The organism is Microvirga brassicacearum, assembly GCF_008757455.1.
GTDB lineage: Bacteria > Pseudomonadota > Alphaproteobacteria > Rhizobiales > Beijerinckiaceae > Microvirga > Microvirga brassicacearum.
In genome coordinates this window covers 1-20,795 of record NZ_VCMV01000035.1, presented here as the reverse complement: position 1 = coordinate 20,795, position 20,795 = coordinate 1, and the positions used below count along the sequence as shown (strand labels likewise).

The 20,795-nt window shown below is 62.5% G+C and carries 17 protein-coding genes; 8 read left to right on the top strand and 9 right to left on the bottom strand.

Annotation, left to right across the window (positions count from 1 at the left end; all coding sequences use genetic code 11):
* Nucleotides 1–6 precede the first annotated feature (6 nt).
* Complete coding sequence (locus FEZ63_RS18315) at nt 7–1,284, top strand: family 1 glycosylhydrolase (protein WP_150947169.1); 1,278 nt, start codon at nt 7–9, stop codon at nt 1,282–1,284.
* A 21-nt stretch (nt 1,285–1,305) separates the two neighbouring features.
* On the top strand, nt 1,306–2,535 hold the full coding sequence (locus FEZ63_RS18310) for a glycoside hydrolase family 1 protein (protein WP_201274200.1): 1,230 nt from the start codon (nt 1,306–1,308) through the stop codon (nt 2,533–2,535).
* 13 nt (nt 2,536–2,548) lie between these two features.
* On the opposite strand, the gene FEZ63_RS18305 is transcribed toward FEZ63_RS18310, so the two are convergent.
* Nucleotides 2,549–5,302: a glycoside hydrolase family 2 protein gene (locus FEZ63_RS18305; protein ID WP_150947167.1), complete on the bottom strand. Its 2,754-nt coding sequence runs from the start codon at nt 5,300–5,302 to the stop codon at nt 2,549–2,551.
* Nucleotides 5,303–5,588: 286 nt separating this feature from the next.
* Nucleotides 5,589–5,738, bottom strand: a complete 150-nt coding sequence (locus tag FEZ63_RS24860) for a hypothetical protein (RefSeq protein WP_153245865.1) — start codon at nt 5,736–5,738, stop codon at nt 5,589–5,591.
* Nucleotides 5,739–6,021: 283 nt separating this feature from the next.
* On the opposite strand from FEZ63_RS24860, the gene FEZ63_RS18300 reads away from it, so the two are divergent.
* The 3 genes from FEZ63_RS18300 (at nt 6,022) to FEZ63_RS18290 (ending at nt 10,951) form a co-directional block, all read left to right on the top strand.
* Nucleotides 6,022–8,451 carry a DUF3772 domain-containing protein gene (locus FEZ63_RS18300; RefSeq protein ID WP_244622873.1) on the top strand — a complete coding sequence of 810 codons (2,430 nt, stop codon included), beginning with the start codon at nt 6,022–6,024 and terminating at the stop codon, nt 8,449–8,451.
* A complete protein-coding gene (locus tag FEZ63_RS18295) occupies nt 8,448–8,945 on the top strand; it encodes a CAP domain-containing protein (RefSeq protein WP_150947163.1) in 498 nt (165 codons plus the stop codon). The genes FEZ63_RS18300 and FEZ63_RS18295 overlap by 4 nt, the downstream gene beginning before the upstream one ends.
* Nucleotides 8,946–9,142: 197 nt before the next feature.
* Complete coding sequence (locus FEZ63_RS18290; RefSeq protein ID WP_150947161.1) at nt 9,143–10,951, top strand: glucan ABC transporter ATP-binding protein/ permease; 1,809 nt, start codon at nt 9,143–9,145, stop codon at nt 10,949–10,951.
* 173 nt (nt 10,952–11,124) lie between these two features.
* On the opposite strand, the gene FEZ63_RS18285 is transcribed toward FEZ63_RS18290, so the two are convergent.
* On the bottom strand, nt 11,125–11,796 hold the full coding sequence (locus tag FEZ63_RS18285) for a class I SAM-dependent methyltransferase (RefSeq protein ID WP_150947159.1): 672 nt from the start codon (nt 11,794–11,796) through the stop codon (nt 11,125–11,127).
* Nucleotides 11,797–11,832: 36 nt separating this feature from the next.
* The gene (locus FEZ63_RS18280; protein WP_150947157.1) at nt 11,833–12,279 is read right to left on the bottom strand and encodes a hypothetical protein; all 447 of its coding nucleotides are present in this window, start codon (nt 12,277–12,279) and stop codon (nt 11,833–11,835) included.
* A gap of 139 nt (nt 12,280–12,418) precedes the next feature.
* Between FEZ63_RS18280 and FEZ63_RS18275 the strand changes: the two genes are divergently transcribed.
* The 3 genes from FEZ63_RS18275 (at nt 12,419) to FEZ63_RS18265 (ending at nt 14,450) form a co-directional block, all read left to right on the top strand.
* A complete protein-coding gene (locus FEZ63_RS18275) occupies nt 12,419–13,519 on the top strand; it encodes a prohibitin family protein (protein WP_150947155.1) in 1,101 nt (366 codons plus the stop codon).
* A gap of 113 nt (nt 13,520–13,632) precedes the next feature.
* Complete coding sequence (locus FEZ63_RS18270; protein ID WP_150947153.1) at nt 13,633–14,244, top strand: YcjF family protein; 612 nt, start codon at nt 13,633–13,635, stop codon at nt 14,242–14,244.
* A gap of 2 nt (nt 14,245–14,246) precedes the next feature.
* Nucleotides 14,247–14,450 carry a hypothetical protein gene (locus FEZ63_RS18265; protein ID WP_150947151.1) on the top strand — a complete coding sequence of 68 codons (204 nt, stop codon included), beginning with the start codon at nt 14,247–14,249 and terminating at the stop codon, nt 14,448–14,450.
* 17 nt (nt 14,451–14,467) lie between these two features.
* Here the strand turns inward: FEZ63_RS18265 and FEZ63_RS18260 are convergent, their stop codons facing one another.
* The 5 genes from FEZ63_RS18260 to FEZ63_RS18240 form a co-directional block, all read right to left on the bottom strand.
* A complete protein-coding gene (locus FEZ63_RS18260; RefSeq protein ID WP_162419781.1) occupies nt 14,468–15,232 on the bottom strand; it encodes a 4'-phosphopantetheinyl transferase family protein in 765 nt (254 codons plus the stop codon).
* Nucleotides 15,233–15,248: 16 nt separating this feature from the next.
* Nucleotides 15,249–16,889: a cyclic peptide export ABC transporter gene (locus tag FEZ63_RS18255; RefSeq protein ID WP_150947147.1), complete on the bottom strand. Its 1,641-nt coding sequence runs from the start codon at nt 16,887–16,889 to the stop codon at nt 15,249–15,251.
* Between the two features lie 20 nt (nt 16,890–16,909).
* Nucleotides 16,910–17,119, bottom strand: coding sequence for an MbtH family protein (locus FEZ63_RS18250; RefSeq protein ID WP_150947144.1), 210 nt, complete (start codon nt 17,117–17,119; stop codon nt 16,910–16,912).
* A gap of 52 nt (nt 17,120–17,171) precedes the next feature.
* Complete coding sequence (locus FEZ63_RS18245; protein ID WP_150947143.1) at nt 17,172–18,695, bottom strand: 4-hydroxyphenylacetate 3-hydroxylase N-terminal domain-containing protein; 1,524 nt, start codon at nt 18,693–18,695, stop codon at nt 17,172–17,174.
* The coding region (locus tag FEZ63_RS18240; protein ID WP_150947141.1) for an amino acid adenylation domain-containing protein at nt 18,692–20,795 on the bottom strand (2,104 nt) is incomplete at its 5' end. The genes FEZ63_RS18240 and FEZ63_RS18245, both read right to left, overlap by 4 nt.

Below are 20,795 nucleotides of genomic sequence, written 5' to 3'. Positions count from 1 at the left end.
ATGTCGATGCCGCCGCCCCGCCCACACTTGTCGCGCCTCGCAGAGCGCGACGCTTTCTGGTGGATGACCGGGATCGAGGACACGTTCATCACCGCGCCGTGGCCTGCCACCGGCCGCACGCTCGATGAATATGCGCTTACCGGGCATTATGATCGGTGGGCGGGAGATATCGACCTCATGGCCAGCCTCGGCGTCAAGGCTGCGCGCTACGGCATTCCGTGGCATCTCGTTCAGCGCACGCGGCAGGACTGGGATTGGAGCTTTGCCGACAACGCACTGGGCCGACTGCTGGATCGTGGCATCGATCCTGTGGTCGATCTCGTCCACTATGGCCTGCCGCCATGGATCGAGGGTGCCTATCTGAACCCGGACTATCCCGACCTCATCGCGGATTACGCCGGACGGTTGGCCGCACGATTCGAGGGCCGCATTCGGTGGTACACGCCCCTCAATGAACCGCGCGTGACCGCCTGGTATTGCGGGCGGCTTGGTTGGTGGCCGCCTTACCGGCGAGGCTGGCGTGGTTTCATCGCGGTGATGATGGGTATCGCGCGCGGCATCGTGCGGACCGTTCGGCGCCTTCAGGCTGTCGATCCCCAGATCGTTCCCGTGCATGTGGATGCGACGGACCTCTACGAAACCCGCGATCCAACCTTGATCGAGGAAACCGAGCGACGTCAGGAGATCGTCTTCCTCGCGCTCGATCTTGTCAGCGGCAGGGTCGATCCGGAGCATCGGCTCTGGCCCTGGCTGCTGCAATACGGTGCCGGTGAACGCGATCTCGCGTGGTTCCAGGCGAATGCGGTCGAGCTTCCGCTCATCGGCCTCAATCTCTACCCGATGTTCACGCTGAAGCGCCTGCAGCGAGAGGGAAATGGACGCTTTCGCATTCGCCAGCCTTATGCATGCGGCGATCTCGTCGCGCAGCTCGGGCGCCTTTATCACGAGCGCTACAGGGTGCCACTTTTCATCAGCGAGACGGCGTCTCTCGGTTCCGTCGAAAAGCGGCAGCGTTGGATGGACGATTCACTGGCGGCGGTGCGGCAGCTCCGCAACACGGGCGTTCCGATGATCGGCTATACGTGGTGGCCGATGTTCGATCTCGTTGCCTGGGCGTATCGCCAGGGTCTGCGGGAGCCGGCGCAGTATTTCGCCAGAATGGGGCTTTGGGATCTCGATCCCGCAACATTGAATCGAACTCCAACGTCTCTTGTCGGTTCTTATCAGAGCTATGTCGCGGGCGGGTCGTTCGCTGTCGGGTCTCTGGAACTCGGCGAAAATTGAGTTTTCGGGGGAATCTGCCTCATGTTTCGAAGCTTCTTTCTAGCCGGCTTCGAGGGATCGACCGGCTATAACCGCCATGGCGAATGGTTCGATCAGGTGGCGGCGACCGGTCACGACCGCACTGTCGATGAGGATTACCGCAAGCTCGCGGCGCTCGGGATCCGTGGCGTCAGAGAGGTCATGCGCTGGCCGCTGATCGATCTCGGGCGCGGGCGCTACGATTTTTCGTCCGTCGAGCCGTTCATGCGCGCGGCCGCAAAGCACGGCATCGAGGTGATCTGGGACCTGTTTCATTACGGCTTCCCGCCGCATGTGGATCTTTGGAGCGACGACTTCCCCGCCCAATTTGCGGATTACTGCTATGCTGCGACCCGCTACGCTGCTCTGCGGAGCGATCGGACGCTCTACTTCACGCCCGTCAATGAGCCTTCCTTCATGGCATTCGCCGCCGGCGAGAGGGGGTTGTTTGCACCTCACGGCATCGGCCGCGGTTGGGACTTGAAGGTGGCGCTCGTTCGCGCCGCCATCCAGGGCATCGACGCTATTCGTTACGTCCGTCCGGACGCTCGCATCGTGAATGCCGATCCCTTGTGTCGCGTGGCATTGCCGCCCGATATGCCGCAATGGCACGACGAGGCGGAGGATTTCAACAATCGGCTGGTGTTCCAGTCCTGGGATATGCTGAGCGGTCGTCTCATGCCGGAGCTTGGCGGCACGCGCGCCCATCTCGATATCGTGGGCATCAACTACTACTGGACCAATCAATGGGAGTGGCGCGTGACGCCGCTGAATGGCGGCACCATTCCGCCGCTCGCGGACGAGGACCCGCGGCGCGTAAGATTAGGGGATCTCGTGCGCCATGTGTCAAACCGCTACGGCGGCGATCTGATGATCACCGAGACGACGCATGTGGGCGACAAGCGGGGACCCTGGTTGCGGGAAGTGGCTGAGGAAGCCGAAGCCTTGCTACGAGAGGGGGTTCCTCTTCACGGCGTGTGTCTATACCCGATCCTCGGAATGCCCGAATGGCATTCGCCGGCCGACTGGACGCCCATGGGTCTTTGGGATCCCGTCTCGCACACCGACCCGCACGGAGAACGACTTCCCCATCAGCCGATGCTTGACGCCTTTCGCGATGCGCAACGGCTGGACATTCTGCATGCCAGCAGGCTCAAGCACCGCGAGCGCACGTTGACTCCGATCGTCCCTCCGCGGCGCGATGGCCATCGCACCCCGCTTGCGGCCCAATAGCAAATCGCGGCACTCAGGCTGCCGCTTCGGCGGCCCGGACGGCCTCTTCGAGCCGCTGCGCCCGCGATTCGACCGCTAGTTCGATGAGACTATCCAGCAGCATGGTGGCGGTCGGGTCTGCCAGCGGTACGTCCTCGAACAAGCGGAATGTGGAAGCCACGATCCGCCCGCGCCCATAGGTCCGTTCGACCCCTAAAGCGACAGGCTTGTGGATCCATCCGACGACCAGCCCGGCAAAGACCCGAGCCTGGAAATCGAGAAGATTGCAACCGGCGATCACGAAATCCGGCAGAACGCGGTCCATGGTTTCGTCGAGGAGCGGGCCGGAGGGAATTCGTGCGAACTGGTCGACCCGTCGCAACCACGCAAAGGACGACGCCCAATCGCCTCTCCACAGGGTCCCATCGCGCGATTTGACCCTGACATTCTGCCAATGCGGAAAGAACGGATAGAGGCTGATCTCATTCTCCGGCAGCAGCAGCAGGCTCGCACCTTGCCGGACGTGGTCGACAACGGCCTTGTCGTGGTTTCGGGCCACGATGACATTCGCCTCTGACATCGCACGGGCCATTCCGTAGCCCATCGCCTCAAGCCGCTCGCGGATGTCGTCGTCCTCGGCCCACATCAGTTGACCGTCCTGCGCGGGCGCGTTGCGCAGCGGGTGAATGGCGAGATCGAGGTGGTTCTGCGCGACCAGTTGCCCGTCCGCATCTCGCAATTCGAAGGCAATCCGGCGCAAATCCGCCTCGGAAAGATCAGGCACAGGAAGCTCGATGCTGCCGAGGTCAACGACCGTTGGCGCTTCCACGCGAGCGGGGAGGCTTACGCGCAACGTCTCGTCGCCGAGGCAGATCGAAAGCTGACAATTCTCGAGAGCCGGTCCGGCCCCGTGGGCGACCGCGAGTTCCAGCTGGATTGTCTCCCCGGCCCAGTAGGTGACCCGCTTCCATTTCGGCACGATCACCGTATTGCCGTTGATGATATGGAAGAGTTCGTGGAAGACGCGGGGATTGCGCCGCATGTCGAGAAGCCCGTTGGATTCCCAATGGCAATCGTGAAGTTCGGTGATGACGTAGCCTGCGAGATTCGGCTTTCGCCGCATGGCTTCGATCTGGTACTTGAGCGCGCGGAATTGTTGCCATTGCGCCGCCATCACGAAGCGCCGCAGATCGCCGAATACGCGGTCCATGCTCCAGTCCGCGAATCTGTTTTCGACCCCGTGGGCGTACATCACGCCCTCGCCCCAATCGTGACCGGTCTCGAACCACCAGGGTTCTTCGCCCGTCTTGTTCCGAAGATCTTTCGGGTAGGGGAGGCCCCAATTGCCGAATTCCGAGCACATGATCGGCTCGCGCCCGGTGATGACGGCGTCGCCATACGGCGAATAGAGCCACGATGCGCGCGATGCGAGCTCGTCGACGAAGGTATCCCATTCGTCGCGATGATCCGGAATCGCGGCATAAAAGTGATAATCCGCAATGTCGGATTCAACGTGAAAGCTCGGTGCGAGCGGCGAGTTGTCGACCACAAGGCGCGTCGGATCATAAGCCTTGAGCCACGCGAAGGTTCGCTTGAGCCATTCACGGTGATCCGGGTCGTGCACGAGATCGACGCCCCAGTTCTCGTTGATGATCGTCCAGATGATGATCGACGGGTGATTGCAGTCGCGATCGATGATTCCCTTGAGCAGCTTCTCCTTGCGCCCCCGCGATCGTTCCGTCGACATGCCTCCATTCGGAAGCTCCGTCCAGATCAGCATCCCCATGCGGTCTGCGACTTCGTAATAGAGCGGATCCGCTGCCTTGATGTGGCACCGCAGGCAATTGAGGCCGAGCTCTTTTGCCTTGCGAAACTGATCCTCGAGAAATTCGACGGATGGAACCGTGCAGATCGTATCCGGGTAGTAATCCTGGTCGAGCGCGCCGAGCAGATAAAAAGGTTTGCCGTTGAGATAAAAATGGCCGTTTCTGATCTCGATCGTGCGAAATCCGAAATGATCGCTGATCGCGTCCTGCACCTTGTCGTCGCGGACGATTTCAACCAGAACGCGGTACCGGTTCGGTTCCTGCGGCGACCAGGACACCACGTCGGCGACTCGGAACGCGAAGGGCATGCTGGTGATGCCGATCCTCGCTTCATGCCATTCCTCGACGACGACCGAACCCGAAGGGTCGCGCACCTCGACGCGGATTCGCGATTCTTGAGTCATCGGACGCGCAAAGAATACCCCGGACGAAACCTGGCCCGTGTCCCGATTGGGGACGAGCCTTATGCGGGTCATGTGGTCGGCGACGCGCCTCTCGAGATAGACCGGCTGCCAGATGCCCGAAAGCGGGCCGTACCAGCTTTGCTTGCCGAACGGAATTTCCGCAAACGGCGAATCGGGAAACTCAGCCGGATTATCGGTGGGAGAATCGACCCGCACCTTGATCTCGTTCTTGCCCGGGCGCAGATATTCCGTGACGTCGAATGAAAACGGCAGGAAGCCGCCCTCGTTGGAGCCGACGGCTTGATCGTTGATGAACACCCGCGCGTTATGGAAAACCGCCCCGAACCGGATCCAGACGGTGTCACCCAGCCAATCGGCATCGATGTCGATGGAGCGGCGGTAAATCCCGATCCCCGCCCGCATGCGAAGGTCGTGAAACTGGGCCTGCCAAGGGCTTGGGACCACGATCTGCCGGACCTCCGCGGGGCCGGTTAGGCGATCGTCGGCGACGTGTAAAAATTCCCACTCGCCGTCCAGGCTGATGCAATTGTCGTCCATGACATGTCCTCGAAACCATCCTACCCAAGGTCATTGAAGCGGCGAAAACATGGAGGCCAGCCATCAGCCGCCGGATTTCTCTCTGCCCATCAAATGCGGAACCCGCCGAAGCGTCTGACGTTCCCCAGTGACGCTTTGGTTGAGCGTGCCGACGTCGTTTCACCGTGTATGAGGATGCAATGGCCAAGATTGTTCCAGACGACCGCGCCCGTCAGGGGCCCGCCGGGCGTCCCGTATTGGTGGTTTTGATTTGCGCGTTGATCCTCTGTGGCATCGCGATCGCCGGCTATCTCACCTGGGTGACCATGACGTCGCCGACCTCTCCAAGCCAGGATGCGTCCCGGGATGCCGTCACGGGGTCGCCGTCCGGCTCTTCGACCGGGTCACCCACGCCACCGCCAAATACCGGCAGCTCCGCGCCTCCGACGCCGGTCACGCCGGCCCCGGCGACACCTCAATAGGCCAGAACGTTACACAAAGCCGGTGATGACGATCCGTCGTCTCCGGCTTAGCCTTGCGCTCATCGCCGCCACCGGCGACTTTTCGCCTCAATGATTCGCATAACCGGCCGGCAACAGGCCGCGACAGGCGGAAAAACGACAAGGCGGAACAAAATGACCCCATCCGGATGCAGGCGCCTCGTGGCTGCTCTCCTCATGCTGCTATGCGCTGGATCGAGCGTTTTTGGGCAAACTCCCCTGCCTGCCGCAACGGCACCTGTGTCCCAGGCCGCTCCGTCACCCGCCTCTCAGCCTGCCACCAACCCCAATGGCGAACCCGTCAAGGCGTTGTCGGCGGAAACGAAAGCCGCGCGCGCCAGGCTCGAAAGCTACAAGGCCAACCTGACGCAGACGGAGCTTGGCCTGGAGGCGCGCCGCCATTCTGACGCCGACCTGCAAAGGCTGCGCCTCCAGATCGAGCCGATGATCGAGGGCATCGGGGCTGTCATCGCCGAGCAGGCGCCGCGCCTTGAGGCGAGCAAGGCCCGGCTGGGACAACTCGGACCAAAACCGAAGGATGGCGAGCCGGAAGAAAGCGCGGATGCGGCCAAGGACCGGGCGGAGCGCGAGGCGGCAGTGGCCGAACTCGACGAAACGCAGCGTCTCGCGCGGGCGATCCTGCTCCAGGCCGAACAACTGGCAACACAGATCGGCGACCTGCGTCGCGCGGGGTTTGCGCGCGCGCTGTTCGAGCAAAGCGACAGCATCCTGAGCGTGGAGCTCTGGAAGGATGTCATCTACGCGATCCCGCGCGAGTTGCGCGCGCAGGGGACGACCCTGTCGGACACGCTGGATCAGATCCAGCGCAATGCGACCTTCGGCGCCTTGCTGCTGCTGGGTCTTGCGGTCGGGGGTGCCGTGGCCCTCTATGAAGGCCGCCGGAGTCTCGCCCGCCGCTTCGTCAAGCGCGACCCCGATACGCTCGATCCCTCCCGTCGCTCGCGTCTGCTGGCGGCGCTGACGGCATTCTTTCTCGGCGCCGTGCCGGCGATTGTCGGGTGTTGGATCGTGTGGATCGCCTTCGATGCCGCCGACATCTTTCCATCCCGTCTCGAACAGGTGGTGGCGGCGCTTTTGCGCGGTATTGCATTCGTCGCGTTTGTCCGGGCGCTGATCGATGCCATTCTGGCGCCCGACCACACCAACTGGCGCCTGATCTCCGTCGCCGACATTTCCGCGACGCGCATCATGAGCTTCGGCGTGACGCTCGCGACTGTCGAAATGGTCGGCAAGATCTTTGAGTCCTTCAATCAGGCGATCGCGGCGGCATTGCCCATCACGGTCTTGTCCCGCGCCGTCTTTGCACTTGCGATGGCGCTTATCTTTGCCGAATTGCTGCGCCGTTTCGCCAACAAGGCCACTGAGGACGAGGCCTGCCTCGGGCCGTATGTTTCGTCGGAATTCACGATTGGCGGACCCGTCCGGACGCTTGGCTGGATCGTGGTGGCGGCTATCGTCGCGAGCGTCCTGGGCGGCTATGTCGCGCTCGCCTCATTCGTGGTCGACCAGGCTGTCTGGATTTCGATCCTTCTCGCATTGCTCATCCTTGCCATGAACATCGCGGACGAATTCATCGGCAACACCTTCCGTACCCAGAGCCGCATCGTCACCGCCTTGCAGGCGAATACGGGCCTGCGCCGGCGCTCGCTGGAGCAGATCGGGGTCGTGGCGACGGGCGCGGCGCGGCTCAGCCTTATTATCATGGCGATCCTGCTCGTGCTGGCGCCCTGGGGCGTCGAGTCGACCGACCTGATGGGCTCCGTCCGCGCGGTGTTTTTTGGCTTCAACGTCGGCGACGTGACGATTTCCATGTCGTCGATCCTGATCGCGGCCCTGCTTTTCGCGATTGTCTTCACGATCACACGCATCATCCAGCGCTGGCTCGACAACACGTTCCTGCCCGCGACCGATCTCGATGCCGGCTTGCGCAATTCCATTCGCACGGCGGCGGGGTATGTGGGCATCATCACCGCGGGCGTGATCGCATTCAGCTATCTTGGCTTAAGCCTTGAGCGCCTGACCATCGTGGCGGGCGCCCTGTCGGTCGGTATCGGTTTCGGTCTTCAATCCATCGTCAACAACTTCATCTCGGGTTTGATCCTGTTGTGGGAGCGTCCCATCCGCGTCGGCGATCTCGTGGTCGTCGGGGATGGCGAAGGCTACGTGCGGCGTATCAACGTTCGCTCCACCGAGATCCAGACGGCGGATCGTTCGACATTGATCGTGCCGAACTCGAACCTGATTTCGGGCATCGTTCGCAACCGCGTTCGCAACGACCGGATCGGGCGCGTTCTGGTGTCGATTCCCGTGCCGCGCGCCTCCGATCCGGACAGGATCGCGGAAATCATGCGCCGCAGCGCTCTGGCCCATCGGGAAATCATGAGCGAGCCCGATCCGCGCGTGATCTTCAAGAAAGTCACCGAGAACACGATCGATTTCGATTTGGTGTGTTTCGTCGACGACATTGACTCGGCCGGCCGTGTGGCAAGCGATCTCTACTTCGACATCTTCAGACAGTTGCGTCTGGAGGGGACCGGATTCCCCGACGGGGCACCGAAGCCGCCTGAGCCGGACGCGCAGGACGAAAAGGCGAAGCCGCAGGACGATGATGAAGGCTTAACCCTTCTCAAGGATAAATCGCCCGCATGACACGCATCATCCTCCTTCTCAGCTTCCTCTCCGTGGCCCTTTCGGCCTGTTCGCCCCCACCGCCGCGCGCGGCGGTGGCGCCCAGCTTCTACCTGCCGATGGCGCGGGCCGACGCCGTCGTCGATGCCGCGATGGCCCGGGACATGATCAGCGCCTACCGGTCCAACAAGGGACTCGGGCCGCTGACGGTCGATCCCGATCTGCAGGCTGCAGCGCAGGCCGAAGCCCGCGCCATGGCAACGGCCGACAAGCCGAGTTCGGCCGACGCCGTGAAGGCACAACTGGCATCTGCCGGGTTCAGGGCTCCCGCCGCTAACCTGTCGGCGGGCTATTATACGCTCGCCGAGGCGTTTTCCGGCTGGCGCGAAAGCCCCCAGCACAATCGTGTGCTGCTCGACCCTCAGGCCACCCGCATCGGCATCGCCACGGCCTTCACGCCCAATTCCAAATACAAGGTCTATTGGGCGATGGTGGTGGCGGCGGACCGGCGCTAGGGTCGAATCCAGCGACCTTCGAGAGCCGCGGGATGGACGCTCGCGAATTCGCCGCTATGTTGAAGGAGTGTAGTCTGCGGTGCGGTGCAACGCGTTTGCGGGGCGCCTCCTGGGCCCGGTTGGTGCCGCGGGTCCGATCATAACAACGGAGCGCCCCGGCGTCCCTTGCGCGACCCTCCATCCAAGGTTCTCTGCCCATGTGGCTGATCCGCCTTTACATCCGCGTTCTTGGTCAACTCGGCTCCGATCTCAGGATCGGAGGGCTTCTGGCGCTGGCCAACGTGGCGCTGGCGATCTCCGCATTCGCCGAACCCATCCTGTTCGGGCGCATCATCGACGTGCTCACGCGGGCGCAGATTCCGGGCACGCCGGCGGTGACCTTCACGGCCCTCATGCCGCTGATCATCGCCTGGGTGGCCTTTGCGTTCTTCTCCATCGGCGCGGGTGTGCTGGTGGCGCTCTATGCCGACCGGCTGTCGCATCGTCGTCGCCTGGCGGTCGTGGCGAATTATTTCGAGCATGTCCTCGAACTACCGCTGGCCTTCCACACCTCCACCCATTCGGGACGTGTGCTGAAGGTCATGCTGGAGGGCTCGAACGGCATGGCCTGGCTCTGGCTCGGGTTTTTTCGCGAGCATTTCGCGGCTCTCATCGCCCTGTTCATCCTGCTGCCGATGACGGTTTTTCTGAACTGGCGACTGGGCTTGCTGCTCGTAGCGCTGATGTTCGTCTTCGCCATCCTCACCACGATCGTCGTGAGAAAAACCGAGAGCCTGCAGGGGTCGGTCGAACGCTATCATTCGAGCCTCGCCGAACATGCCTCCGACGCGCTCGGCAATGTTCCGGTCATCCAGTCCTTCACCCGCGTCGAGGCTGAGGCGGGCTCGCTGCGGGCCATCATCCAACAATTGCTGCAGGCCCAGAACCCGGTCCTGTCCTGGTGGGCGATCGCCTCCGTCGCCTCGCGCGCAGCGGCCACCATCACGGTCACGGCCGTATTTCTGGTCGGCACGGGCCTGCATCTCAACGGCCTCGCGACCATCGGCGAGATCGTAATGTTCATGAGCATCGCCACGATGCTGATTTCGCGCCTCGAACAGGCCGTCAGCTTCATCAATCAATTGTTCATGCAAGCGCCGAAAATGCGGGAATTCTTCGAGATCCTCGACACCGCGCCGGCGGTTCACGATCGGCCGAACGCCAAGGACGTGGACCGCTTTCGCGGCAAGGTGGCGTTCGAGAATGTCAGCTTCTCGTATGACGGAAAACGACCAGCCATTCAGGACGTCTCGTTTACGGTTCAGCCGGGGGAAAACGTGGCGCTGGTGGGGGCGACGGGCTCGGGCAAATCGACGACCTTGGGATTGCTGCATCGCGCGTTCGATCCGCAATCCGGTTCGATCCGCATCGACAACGACGACATCCGCGATCTCACCCTGTCGTCGCTGCGGCGCAACATCGGCGTGGTTTTTCAGGAACCCATGCTGTTCGCCCGGTCCATTCGCGAAAACCTCCAGGTTGGGCGGCCGGAGGCAACGGACGCGGAAATGATCGAAGCCCTGGAGCGCGCGCAGGCGATCGAATTCATCTCACGCCAGACAGATGGTTTGTCGTCCATCATCGGCGAACGCGGGCGTTCCCTCTCAGGTGGCGAGCGGCAAAGACTCTCCATCGCCCGGGCCCTTTTGAAGAATCCACCGATCCTCATTCTCGACGAGGCCACGAGCGCTCTCGATGCGGCGACGGAACAGAAGTTGCAACTGGCGTTGGACGAGGTCATGAAGGGCCGTACGACCTTCGTCATCGCCCACCGACTGGCAACCATCCGCAACGCGGACCGCATTCTCGTATTCGACCACGGCCGCGTGATTGAATCGGGCAATTTCGACGAACTGGTCGAAAGCGGCGGCCGTTTTGCCGAACTGGCGAAAGCGCAGTTTATGGCCGGAGCCGACAAGCCAGCAAAAGCCCGCGGGAGGACTAAGCTGCCGGTAGAAGGCGCCTAAGTTTCAGCGGGCCTCGGCGGACACGAGGCAAGAAACCGCCGGCGCCTCCTAGCGCGTCGTAACTGTCACCCATACGCCGGGGAACCCAGGTTCCACATGGCTGCGGCCGAAACTGGGCGCTAGTCAACAAGTCTTCATAGGTTCGTCGATCACCATGCCGTCTTAAGCACGCCTCACGGCTTGCGAAACACCCGAAGCTCATGCCCGTAAACGAGGCGGGGGATGGATTCGGTGTGCTCGATTGCGAGGCCAGACTGAGCCGCCCAGGCCTCCACCTCGCCGGCCCTCACCTGACGAACGAGTTCGTGCGAGAAGACGAGGTCGTCCACGGTGTGGGCGAAGCGCCGCCAAAGCGGACGGTCAGTCATGTCCTTGTAGATGAAGAGGCCCCCGCGGGCGGTGCGGCGGGCCGCGGCAGTGATGGCGTCCGCCCGTCGTGGCGGCGGGATGTGGTGCAGCACGTCGACCATGGTGACGACGTCGAACGGACCATCCGGCGCGCTGTCGATGTCGGCAATGTGCCTGAAGTCCAAGCGGTCTGAAGCCCCAATGCGAGCTGCGGCGGCGCGGGCGGCGACGAGAGGGGCAGCCGAAACATCGCAACCGATTCCGTGCCCCACCCGGTCAACGGCCGCGAGAACGGCGAGGAGCGACCCGGTTCCGCAACCAAAATCAAGCACCGTCGCCCCTTCCGGGACGAAGCTTACGAGCTTGTCATACGGGCACACGTAGGGGCGCGCAGCGATCAGCATGCGCAGCGGACGGGGAGCTTCATTGTAGAGGTCGTAAAAGAAGGCGCTGAGCGTTTTCGGTGTCAGCGCCTCGCTGGAAGATGGCACGCGCACTCAACGTCTCCGGGTGATCATCTTCGTCTTGTAGGACTAGAGCGTGATGGTCACCACCCCCGCAAGAAGAATTATCGACAGGATGGTGAAGATCACCACATTGGCGTCGAAGGTCGTCGTCGCGGGACCCAGGTCGAGCCGCAACGGCGGTTCGCCTTCCGCATCACGAAGCCCGCCGCCGAAGAGAGATCGCGTCAGCGTCGTCACAAAAAACGTGCCGAGAATGATCGCCCCGAACGCACCCGCCAGATAGAGGCGGGGCCGCAACATCGGCCCGGGCCACCAGATCAGGACGAGCCCCAGCAGGATAATGGCCGCGTTGGTGAGCGACTGCCAAACCACGTGAAAGCGGGCGTGACGCAGCCACCGGGGGTTGGTTGCGTGAGTTTCACCGAGATCGGCCCGGAGCGTCACGACCGCGTAACCCACGAGCGCGCTCGAGAGCAGCAATCGTCCAACGATATGTGTTTCGGTCGGCTCCATGGTGTTCTCCGATCATCGCTCGCAGACCAGCATACGCGCACCCGCTTTCCGGTTCATGTGCTGTGGCTTTTTTCACTTATGGGTTGCGGAGCGGCTCCCAGTGAAGAACAATGCGCGCCAAAGCAGAGAAAGAGACTAAATGGTGCCCGGAGTCGATCCGTCTAAGCCCGATGGTCAGCATCGCAGGCGGGGTTTTCGTCTGCAACGCGGCGACAAAGCGATCGCGACTGCACTCTTCGTCGGCTTCATTGCGCTCATTCTCACTCCGTTTGTATTTTTTGCAATCCGCCCTGGCGAGGTCGGCGTCCTCTACCGCCTGTTTGGCGGCGGAACGGAAACGACCTTCGTTTACAACGAAGGTCTTGGCGTAAAATGGCCCTGGAATACGATCTATCGTTATGAAGTCCGCGCCCAGGCGAGCCAGGAATCCGTGCACGGATTGGCGGCCGACGGTCTGGCGGTGGAGATGGATGTCACCGTTATCTATCATCCCATCGTGGCGCAGGCGGGCCAGCTGCACCAGGAGGTCGGACCTGACTACGCCGAGCGGATCGTCCGCCCGGTCACAATCGAGGCGGTGCGTGACATCATCGGCAAGTATGGTCCGCACGATCTTTACCGGCTCGAAGTGACTAGTCTCGAGCAGCAAATTCTCCAACAGCTGAAACTCGCTCCCGTGGGCCTGATCTCCTATGAGGGGGTGGTGGTTCGCAAAATCGTCTTGCCCCAGAACCTGAACGAGGCGATTACCCGCAAGCTGACGGAGGAGCAGAACGCCCAGGCATACGAATTCCTGATCCAGCAGGCGGAGAAGGAGGCGGCACGCAAGCGCATCGAAGCGATCGGCATCCAGACCTTTTACTCGATCGTCGCCGATGCGCTCTCGCCGCAATTGCTGACCTGGCGCGGGATCGAGGCGACCGTCCAGATCGCGCGCTCGCCCAACAGCAAGGTGGTCATTGTCGGCGGTAACAAGGATCAGTTGCCACTGATCCTTGGCAGCGACATCGCTAACCAGCCCAATCTCCCAGCCCCTCCGCCGGTCAACCCGAACAGCAACATGCTGCCGAATTTCGAAGAGCTCCCAAGCATGTTCCCGCCGCCGGCACGGTCGGGTACAACACGCCAGCAGACACGCACTGAACCGTCGCTGCCGTCGTCCGGTACGCCGAGTTCTGATACCCGCACCCAGAGCAGCCAGGGCACGGCGAGCCGTTCGCAATCAGGCGCTACACAATGATAGGCAAGGTTGCCTAAAATGCTGTAAGGTCTCTTCCAACATCGGACTGCCCTCCTGAAGAATCCCGATGCCTTTGTGCTATCGGCGTTGACGCAACCACAACGGAGAACCACATGAGCGCCGTCGAGACCATCGCTGCGAACGCAACCGTTGAAGAGCGTGACCCGGCCCGAGCGATTGATGCCGATCGGACCGCTTCGGCGGAGCGCGTCATTCAGGATCATGTGCTGCTGGCCGTCGCGTCGGGTCTTATCCCTGGACCGGGGGTGGATCTGGTGGCGGCGTTCACCGTTCAGATGACAATGTTGAAGCGCATGGCGACCCTTTATGAGGTGCCGTTCAAGCAGGACGCGGCGAAGAGCACGATCACGGCTCTGATGGGCACCCTCGGAGGCGCCGGCGCGGCTGCAATTGCGGCCGGAAGCTTCTTGAAATTCATTCCGCTCGTCGGCACGGCAGTTGGCATCGCTGGTACGAGCGTCGCCTTCGGCGGGTTCACTTATGCGATCGGAAAAGTGTTCCAACGGCACTTCGAGACAGGCGGCGCCTTTCTCGACTTCGATCCTCGCGCCTACCGTGACTATTTCCGCGAGATGAACCTGCGCGGCCGCAAGATCGCAGCCGAGAAGCAGGACGAAGCGAAGCAGGAAACGACGGCCGAGCCGAACGACAGCGGCAAGAGCCGGTCGCGGCCCGCCGCCGCCGCGCCTGCAGCAGGAGTCTGACCATGGTGGTCATTCCAGCCACCATCTACGCGCTCCTCTGTCTGTTGGTCGCCAACCGCGGGCGGCATTCGCAGCTCGGTTATCTCGGGACGTTTCTTCTCAGCCTCTTCCTCACTCCCGTCATCGTGTTTATCGGGTTGCTGCTGCTGACGCCGCCGCCTGACGAGGTGGAGATTGTCCGTCGCCAACGCGTCAATCCGCGATAGACACCAGGGAGCCCCGATCAGGGGAGCCAGGATCTGCATGCGAGAAGCCGTGGCGCGCAGGATGTTGCCACGGCCGCGTACACATGCGTCGCGGAGAAATCGCGCAGATTCCATGACGATTCGAGATCGAGCCCGGGCTCGATGGCGGTGATGACCGGTGCCTTGATCGGAGTGGTCTCGACAGCAAATCGGTCGAACGGCAGATTGAGGCCGAGACCCACGCCTTTGGCAATCGCCTCTTTGCGCGTCCAGCAGCGATAGAAGGCGGCTTCTCGGTCAGCCGGATCTCCCATCGCGACGATCGCGCGCCACTCGGACGGGTGAAAGATGGCGTGCGCCATCTGGACAAAGTCTGGGAGCGGGCGAGGGATTTCGATATCTACCCCGATGGGATTGTCGAGCGTCAGCGCGAGGATGCTGACGCCGCCGCTGTGGGACGCGTTGAAGCGGAGCCCGCGTGGAAAATCCGACAGGTCGAATTCCGGCCGGCCATAGGGCCCCGTGCAAAACCGGATATCGGCCGGTTCTTTGCCGAGATAGCGCCCGAGGATCGAACGACGCATCCACATGGCGACCCGAAAACGGTGGGCATCACGCGCAAAGCGGAAGGCTGCGGCGCGGGAATGTTCCGCCGCGTCGAGCGGCAGTTGTAAGTCTGTCGGATCCAGCGCATCGAGACCAGCCGACCAGAGATGGACGTCGCCCGGCTCGAGGAATGGCAGTTCCTCTCGACGGCCGTCGGGCCAAAGTCGCGGGTCGGTGAGCGTGTCCAGCCCACTCATCGATGGCCGGATGGCATCAGGCGAATTCCACGCCTGTTTTTTCGACGCGGGTGATCTGCCCCTCATCCATCCACACGAGCCTGTCGGCGAAGTGGAAATAGCGGTCGTCATGCGTGATGGCGATGACCGCGCGTCCCTCAGCCTTGAGTTCCGGCAACAGGACCTCGTAATAATACTTGCGAAACTCCGGATCCTGATCGGCCGCCCACTCATCGAAGATGCAGATGGGGCGGTTTTCCAGGCGGGACACCACCATCGCGAGACGCTTCCGCTGGCCCGACGACAGGTCCGTGGTGCTGAAACGGCCATCCTGGAAGGAGACCTTGTCGTCGAGGCGCATATCGACGAGGAGGCGTTGGAGCGCAGCGTGATCGACCTCGTCGATGCCGTAGAGTCGGTCGAACAGGTGAAAATCCGCGAAGATGACGGTGAACAGACTGCGATAGGCCTCGACATTCGCGCCGGTCACTGGCGTTCCGTCCCAGCGGATGCTGCCGCTGTCCGGTTCATACAGGGCGGTGAGCAGCTTGATGAGGGTGGATTTGCCGCTGCCGTTGCCGCCCACGATAAACACGGTTTCGCCTGCGGTAAGTTGGAAATCGCAGGGCCCGACCGAGAAAGCCGGACCGCCGGCCGGATCGGTATACGTATAGGTCAGCGCCCTGGCGTTGAGGCTATCGAAGATCGCGGCATCGCCTTGCGTATTGCCGTTTGGCGCCGCCGGTGTTGCTGCCGCGAGGTCTTGCTCGAGCCGGTGGAGGCTCTCGACCGCCACATTCGCCCTTGCGACCATGGGCAAGGTCCGGATGATGCTGCCGATCGCGCCACTGGAAAATACGATGACGAGCGTGATCTTGCTCGGCACGGAGGCTTCGCTCACATAATGGGGAATGGCGAAGACGATTGCTCCCATGAGCGCGTAGAAGAAGATATCGCTCACGGTCTGGCCGCGATTGAACCCACGGCCCGATTCCACCCGCAGCCTCTCGACCTCGTGCGATCTTGCGACAATGTAGTTTGCAAACAGGTCGTCGCTGCGTCGGGCGTTGAGCTTCACCTCGCGAAAACCCGCCAGGAGATGGTCGAGGCTCAGGCGAAACGCGCTCTCGCTCGCGGTCGCCGCCTTCCAGAGATCCTCGGCGTCGGTGTAGCTGCGACGATAGAAGTAAGCGGCCGCCGCGAAACACACGAGCGTCACCCCGAAGGCGAGAACGGACAGATAGCCGATATAGAGGGCGGAGGCGACCAACTGCATGACGAAGTAAATCAGCGCCACGACGGCCGGCGCAGTCTCATCGATTGTCTGCAGATCACGCCCGACGGCCTCGTTGATGCGAGTGGGCCCAATACGTTCATAGGCGGTCAGATCGAGACGACGGACCTGCTGGGCGATCGATTGCCGCGTCCGATCCAGAAAGCCCGATACCAGCGCGGTCATCGCGTTGAGAGCGCGGTTCATCGTGAACAGGACCGTGGCGCAGCCGAGGACAAAGAAACCCATTTCGACAACGTGCAACTCCTCCGAGTTGCTGTTGTTCGAAACGGTGGTCACCAGGGCGATCACGACCGCCATGACAATCCCGGGCAGAATGGAAATCAGCAGCAGCCTGGTCCGGCCGTCGCCCGCCTCAGCAAAAAGGAGCTTGATGAATTTCATGGGTCAGCCGCGCCGTCCGGTCATTGGCCGTCACTCTCGATCAGGCTCTTGGGACGCATGTCGGTCCAGTGAGTCTCGACATATTCAAGACATGCCTTTCGGCTGTCTTCCCCGAATGCGATACTCCATCCGGCGGGCACTGTCGCGAAGGCCGGCCACAGCGAATGCTGTCCCTCGTCATTCACCAGCACCAGAAATGTGGCGCTGTCGTCATCGAATGGGTTGGTCATTCGGTGCGGTTCCTTCGATGGTCATGGTCTGATGGCAAAGGGCGCGGCAGCATCACGATGCCCAGGTGGGATTGACCCATCCTGTCTCATCGTAATCGGCGAGACAACGATCGACGAGATCGGTCATGTCGCCCATCGATCCATCGGCTCGCGCCATCGCCTGCAAATGCAGTTTGATCTCTTCGTGATTACCGGCGTAATTGCGCTCGTAGAGTTCGTGCCTGCCGGCGAATTCGCTCCCCACGGCATCCCATAGAAGCTTCATGATCTTGATTCGCTCCTTGTAGCCAATGCCGTTCGAACCGCGCACATAGCGGGCGAGATACGGATCGATTTCGGGGTTGTCGAAATCGCGAGAAGACGACGGAAGATAGATCAGCGCGGAAGCCACGATCTTGTGGATGATTTCCTTGATGCGCCCATAAGCATCCGGTGCCAACGCCCGATAGGCGAGGCCGGCCTGCAGATTGGGCAGCATCGTTCCATCCACCCACGGGTCAGGCTTGGTCGCCATGGCGTTCGACAACGACCAGAACAGGTGCCGATAGGCGATCACCTCGCCCAGCATCACCTGGTTGCCGCGGAACTCGTCGCCGCTGGTGACGTGAAGCGCTTTCGACAACAGGCCGGTGAGAAAGTCGAGTTTGACGGCGAACCGGGTGCAGCCGTGAAAACTCGTGCCCTGCAAAAAGCCTGAATCGACGGGGAAATTTCCCGGCAGGCCATGCGCCCCATGAGCGAGGACGTTCTCCCACGGCACAAAAACCTGATCGAGGACGAGGATGGCGTCGTTCTCGTCGAATCGCGACGACAGCGGAAAGTCGAATGGCGTGCCGGTGGCTTTCGCCTGATGCTCGTAGGAATTGCGACAGAACAATTTGACGCCCGGCGCGTCCATTGCCGTGAAGAACATGACTGCGAGACTTCGATCGCTCGCCGCGACGGCGCCATGGTGGTTGAGAAAGGTGTAATGCGTGAAAGCTGCCGAGGTGGCCACGACCTTGGCGCCCGACACGATGAGCCCGGAATCGGTTTCCTTCTCGATATGAATATAGACGTCGCGCGCTCCACCCGGATTGGCCCGGTCCACCGGCGGGTTGGCCAGCGCATGATTCATGAACAGGACTGCGTCCTGGCTGCGCCGATACCAATCGCGCGCATTGTCGGCGAAGGCGCCGTAATAGGCCGCGTTGGCGCCAAGCGTATTCATGATCGACGCCTTGTAGTCCGGCGTCCGGCCCATCCAGCCATAAGTCATCCGCGCCCATTCGGCGATCGCCTGCTGTTGTGCGCAGAGATCGTCCGCCGAGCGCGCGACGCGAAAATACCGATGGGTCGGGCCGCCCGCTCCGGTATCGGCCGCACAGGTGAGGATTTCGCTGGTCTTGGGGGCGTGAAGCGCATCGTAGAGCCGGGCAATGGAGCGGATCGAGTTGTGGAACGCCGGGTGCTCGGCCAGATCGCCGACCTTTTCACCGTAGATATAGACCGCGCGTCCATCGCGCAGGCTCTGGAGATATTCGGCGCCGGTGAACGGGCGCCCGCTGCCGGCGATGTGCTCTTCGGGTTTGCTCATTCGTGCCCTCTTTTTTTCCGTTGCCGCGCGCTGCGAAGATGGCCCGCGAGAAGCGGTCCGATCACGGCTAAACTATCCGGCTTGGTCATGTCGTTATGATTGAACGCGACCGGATGCACGGTGACCGGTCCGTTGACGAAAACATCCCATTCGTTGGCCGATGGCCCCTCATTGCCGTCTGTCGCGCGGAAATAGATCAGCTCGCCCACGAAGGGCGCCGGATCAAACTGCGCGGCGAGCCGGCGGTTGTTCGCGCTGACAGCCAGCATCCCAACGAAGCCGCGCGGCGGGACGCGCCCCAACGGATTATGCGCCCTCTCGAGACTTGCTGCGATCTCGACCCAGTTCGGGTGGCCGTCGAGAGGAAGCGCGCCCTCATACCCGATCATGGCAAGAAACTGCGCCAGATGGGTTGCGTCGGACGAATCCGATCCGGCACCAGACGGATCGCTCGCTGCATCCGACAGATGGCTGTCGAGCATCGCAAGGAGCGCGACTTCCGCGCCCTCGTCCTGAAGCATCGTCGCGATCGCGTGGGCGACCAGTCCGCCGAAGGACCACCCTACCAGATGATAAGGGCCTTTCGGCTGCACCTGACGAATGTGCGCCAGATAATCCCGCGCCATTTCGGCAATCGAGTCCGGCATCGTTTCGTCGTGACCAAGATTGCGCGCCTGCAGGGCGTAGAGAGGCATGTCCTCGAGGTGCGGAATGAGTCCGGCATAACTCCAGCCGATGCCAAAACCCGGATGAATGCAGAATAGCGGCGGTTGGTTGCCGCCGGGTGCAAGCCGGATCATCATATCCAGCGGATCGCCGATCACAGCGCCGTCCAGTCTTGCGACAAGACCGGCGACGGTGGGCGCCTCGAAAAGACTGCGCACGTTAAGGTCCGCGCCGAACTCGGTGCGGATGCGGCTGGCAAGCCGCGCCGCGGTGAGTGAATGCCCCCCGAGGGCGAAGAAGCTGTCGTCGATGCCGATTTCGGGCAGGCCGAGGATTTCGGCGAAGAGGCGGCAGAGGAGAGCTTCGCGCTCGTTGCGGGGCGCCCGGCCGGCGACAGGGGCGGCATCGGGAGCCGGCAGGGCGGCGCGGTCGAGCTTGCCGTTGGGGGTCAGCGGCAGGGCTTCGAGCATGACGATGGCTTTCGGCACCATCGGCTCGGGCAGCCGCTCCATCAGATAGGAACGCAGGGACTCGGCATCGGCACGGCCGGCCGCATAGGCAACGAGGCGCCGATGCCCGGGCTGGTCTTCGCGCACCAGAGCGGCACAGGCGGAAACCTCCGGGTGGCGGGCGAGCACCGCCTCGATCTCGCCGAGTTCGATCCGGTGGCCGCGGATCTTGACCTGGTGGTCGCTGCGGCCGAGGAAGTCGAGGTTGCCGTCGGGACGGTAGCGGGCGCGGTCGCCGGTGCGGTACATGCGGGCACCGGCGGGGCCGAACGGATCGGCGACGAAGCGCTCGGCGGTGAGATCGCTGCGGCCGCGATAGCCCCGGGCAAGGCCCTGGCCGGCGACATAGAGATCGCCCGCGACGCCGACCGGCACCGGCTGCAGGCCGCTGTCGAGCACATAGAGGCGCGTGTTCCAGACCGGACGGCCGATCGGCGGCGCAACGGCGGCGCCATTCAGGTCGTCTCCCGATAACGCATCGCTCATCGAGGCGCAGACCGTCGTTTCGGTCGGCCCATAGGCGTTGATCATCTGCCGACCGGGAGCCCATGCCGCCACGACGTCCGGCGGACAGGCTTCGCCCGCCACCACGATGGTGCAGTCGGAGGGCAGGGAGCCGGGCTCCATGGCCGCAAGTACAGCTGGCGGCAGGGTCACGTGAGTGACGCGGTGCCGCGTCATGAAATCAGCCAACGCTGCGCCGGCCATAAGACGCTCCTCGGGCAGCACGAGCGTGCCGCCGCTGAGCAGGGCCATGCAGAGTTCTGAAAAGGCGGCGTCGAAGCTGAACGAGGCAAACTGGAGTACGCGCGAACGCGAGGTGACGCCGAAGCGCTCGATCTGCGCCCCTGCAAGTGCGCTGATGCCCTGATGCGTCACGACGACGGCTTTTGGCGTTCCGGTGGATCCGGAGGTGTAGATGACA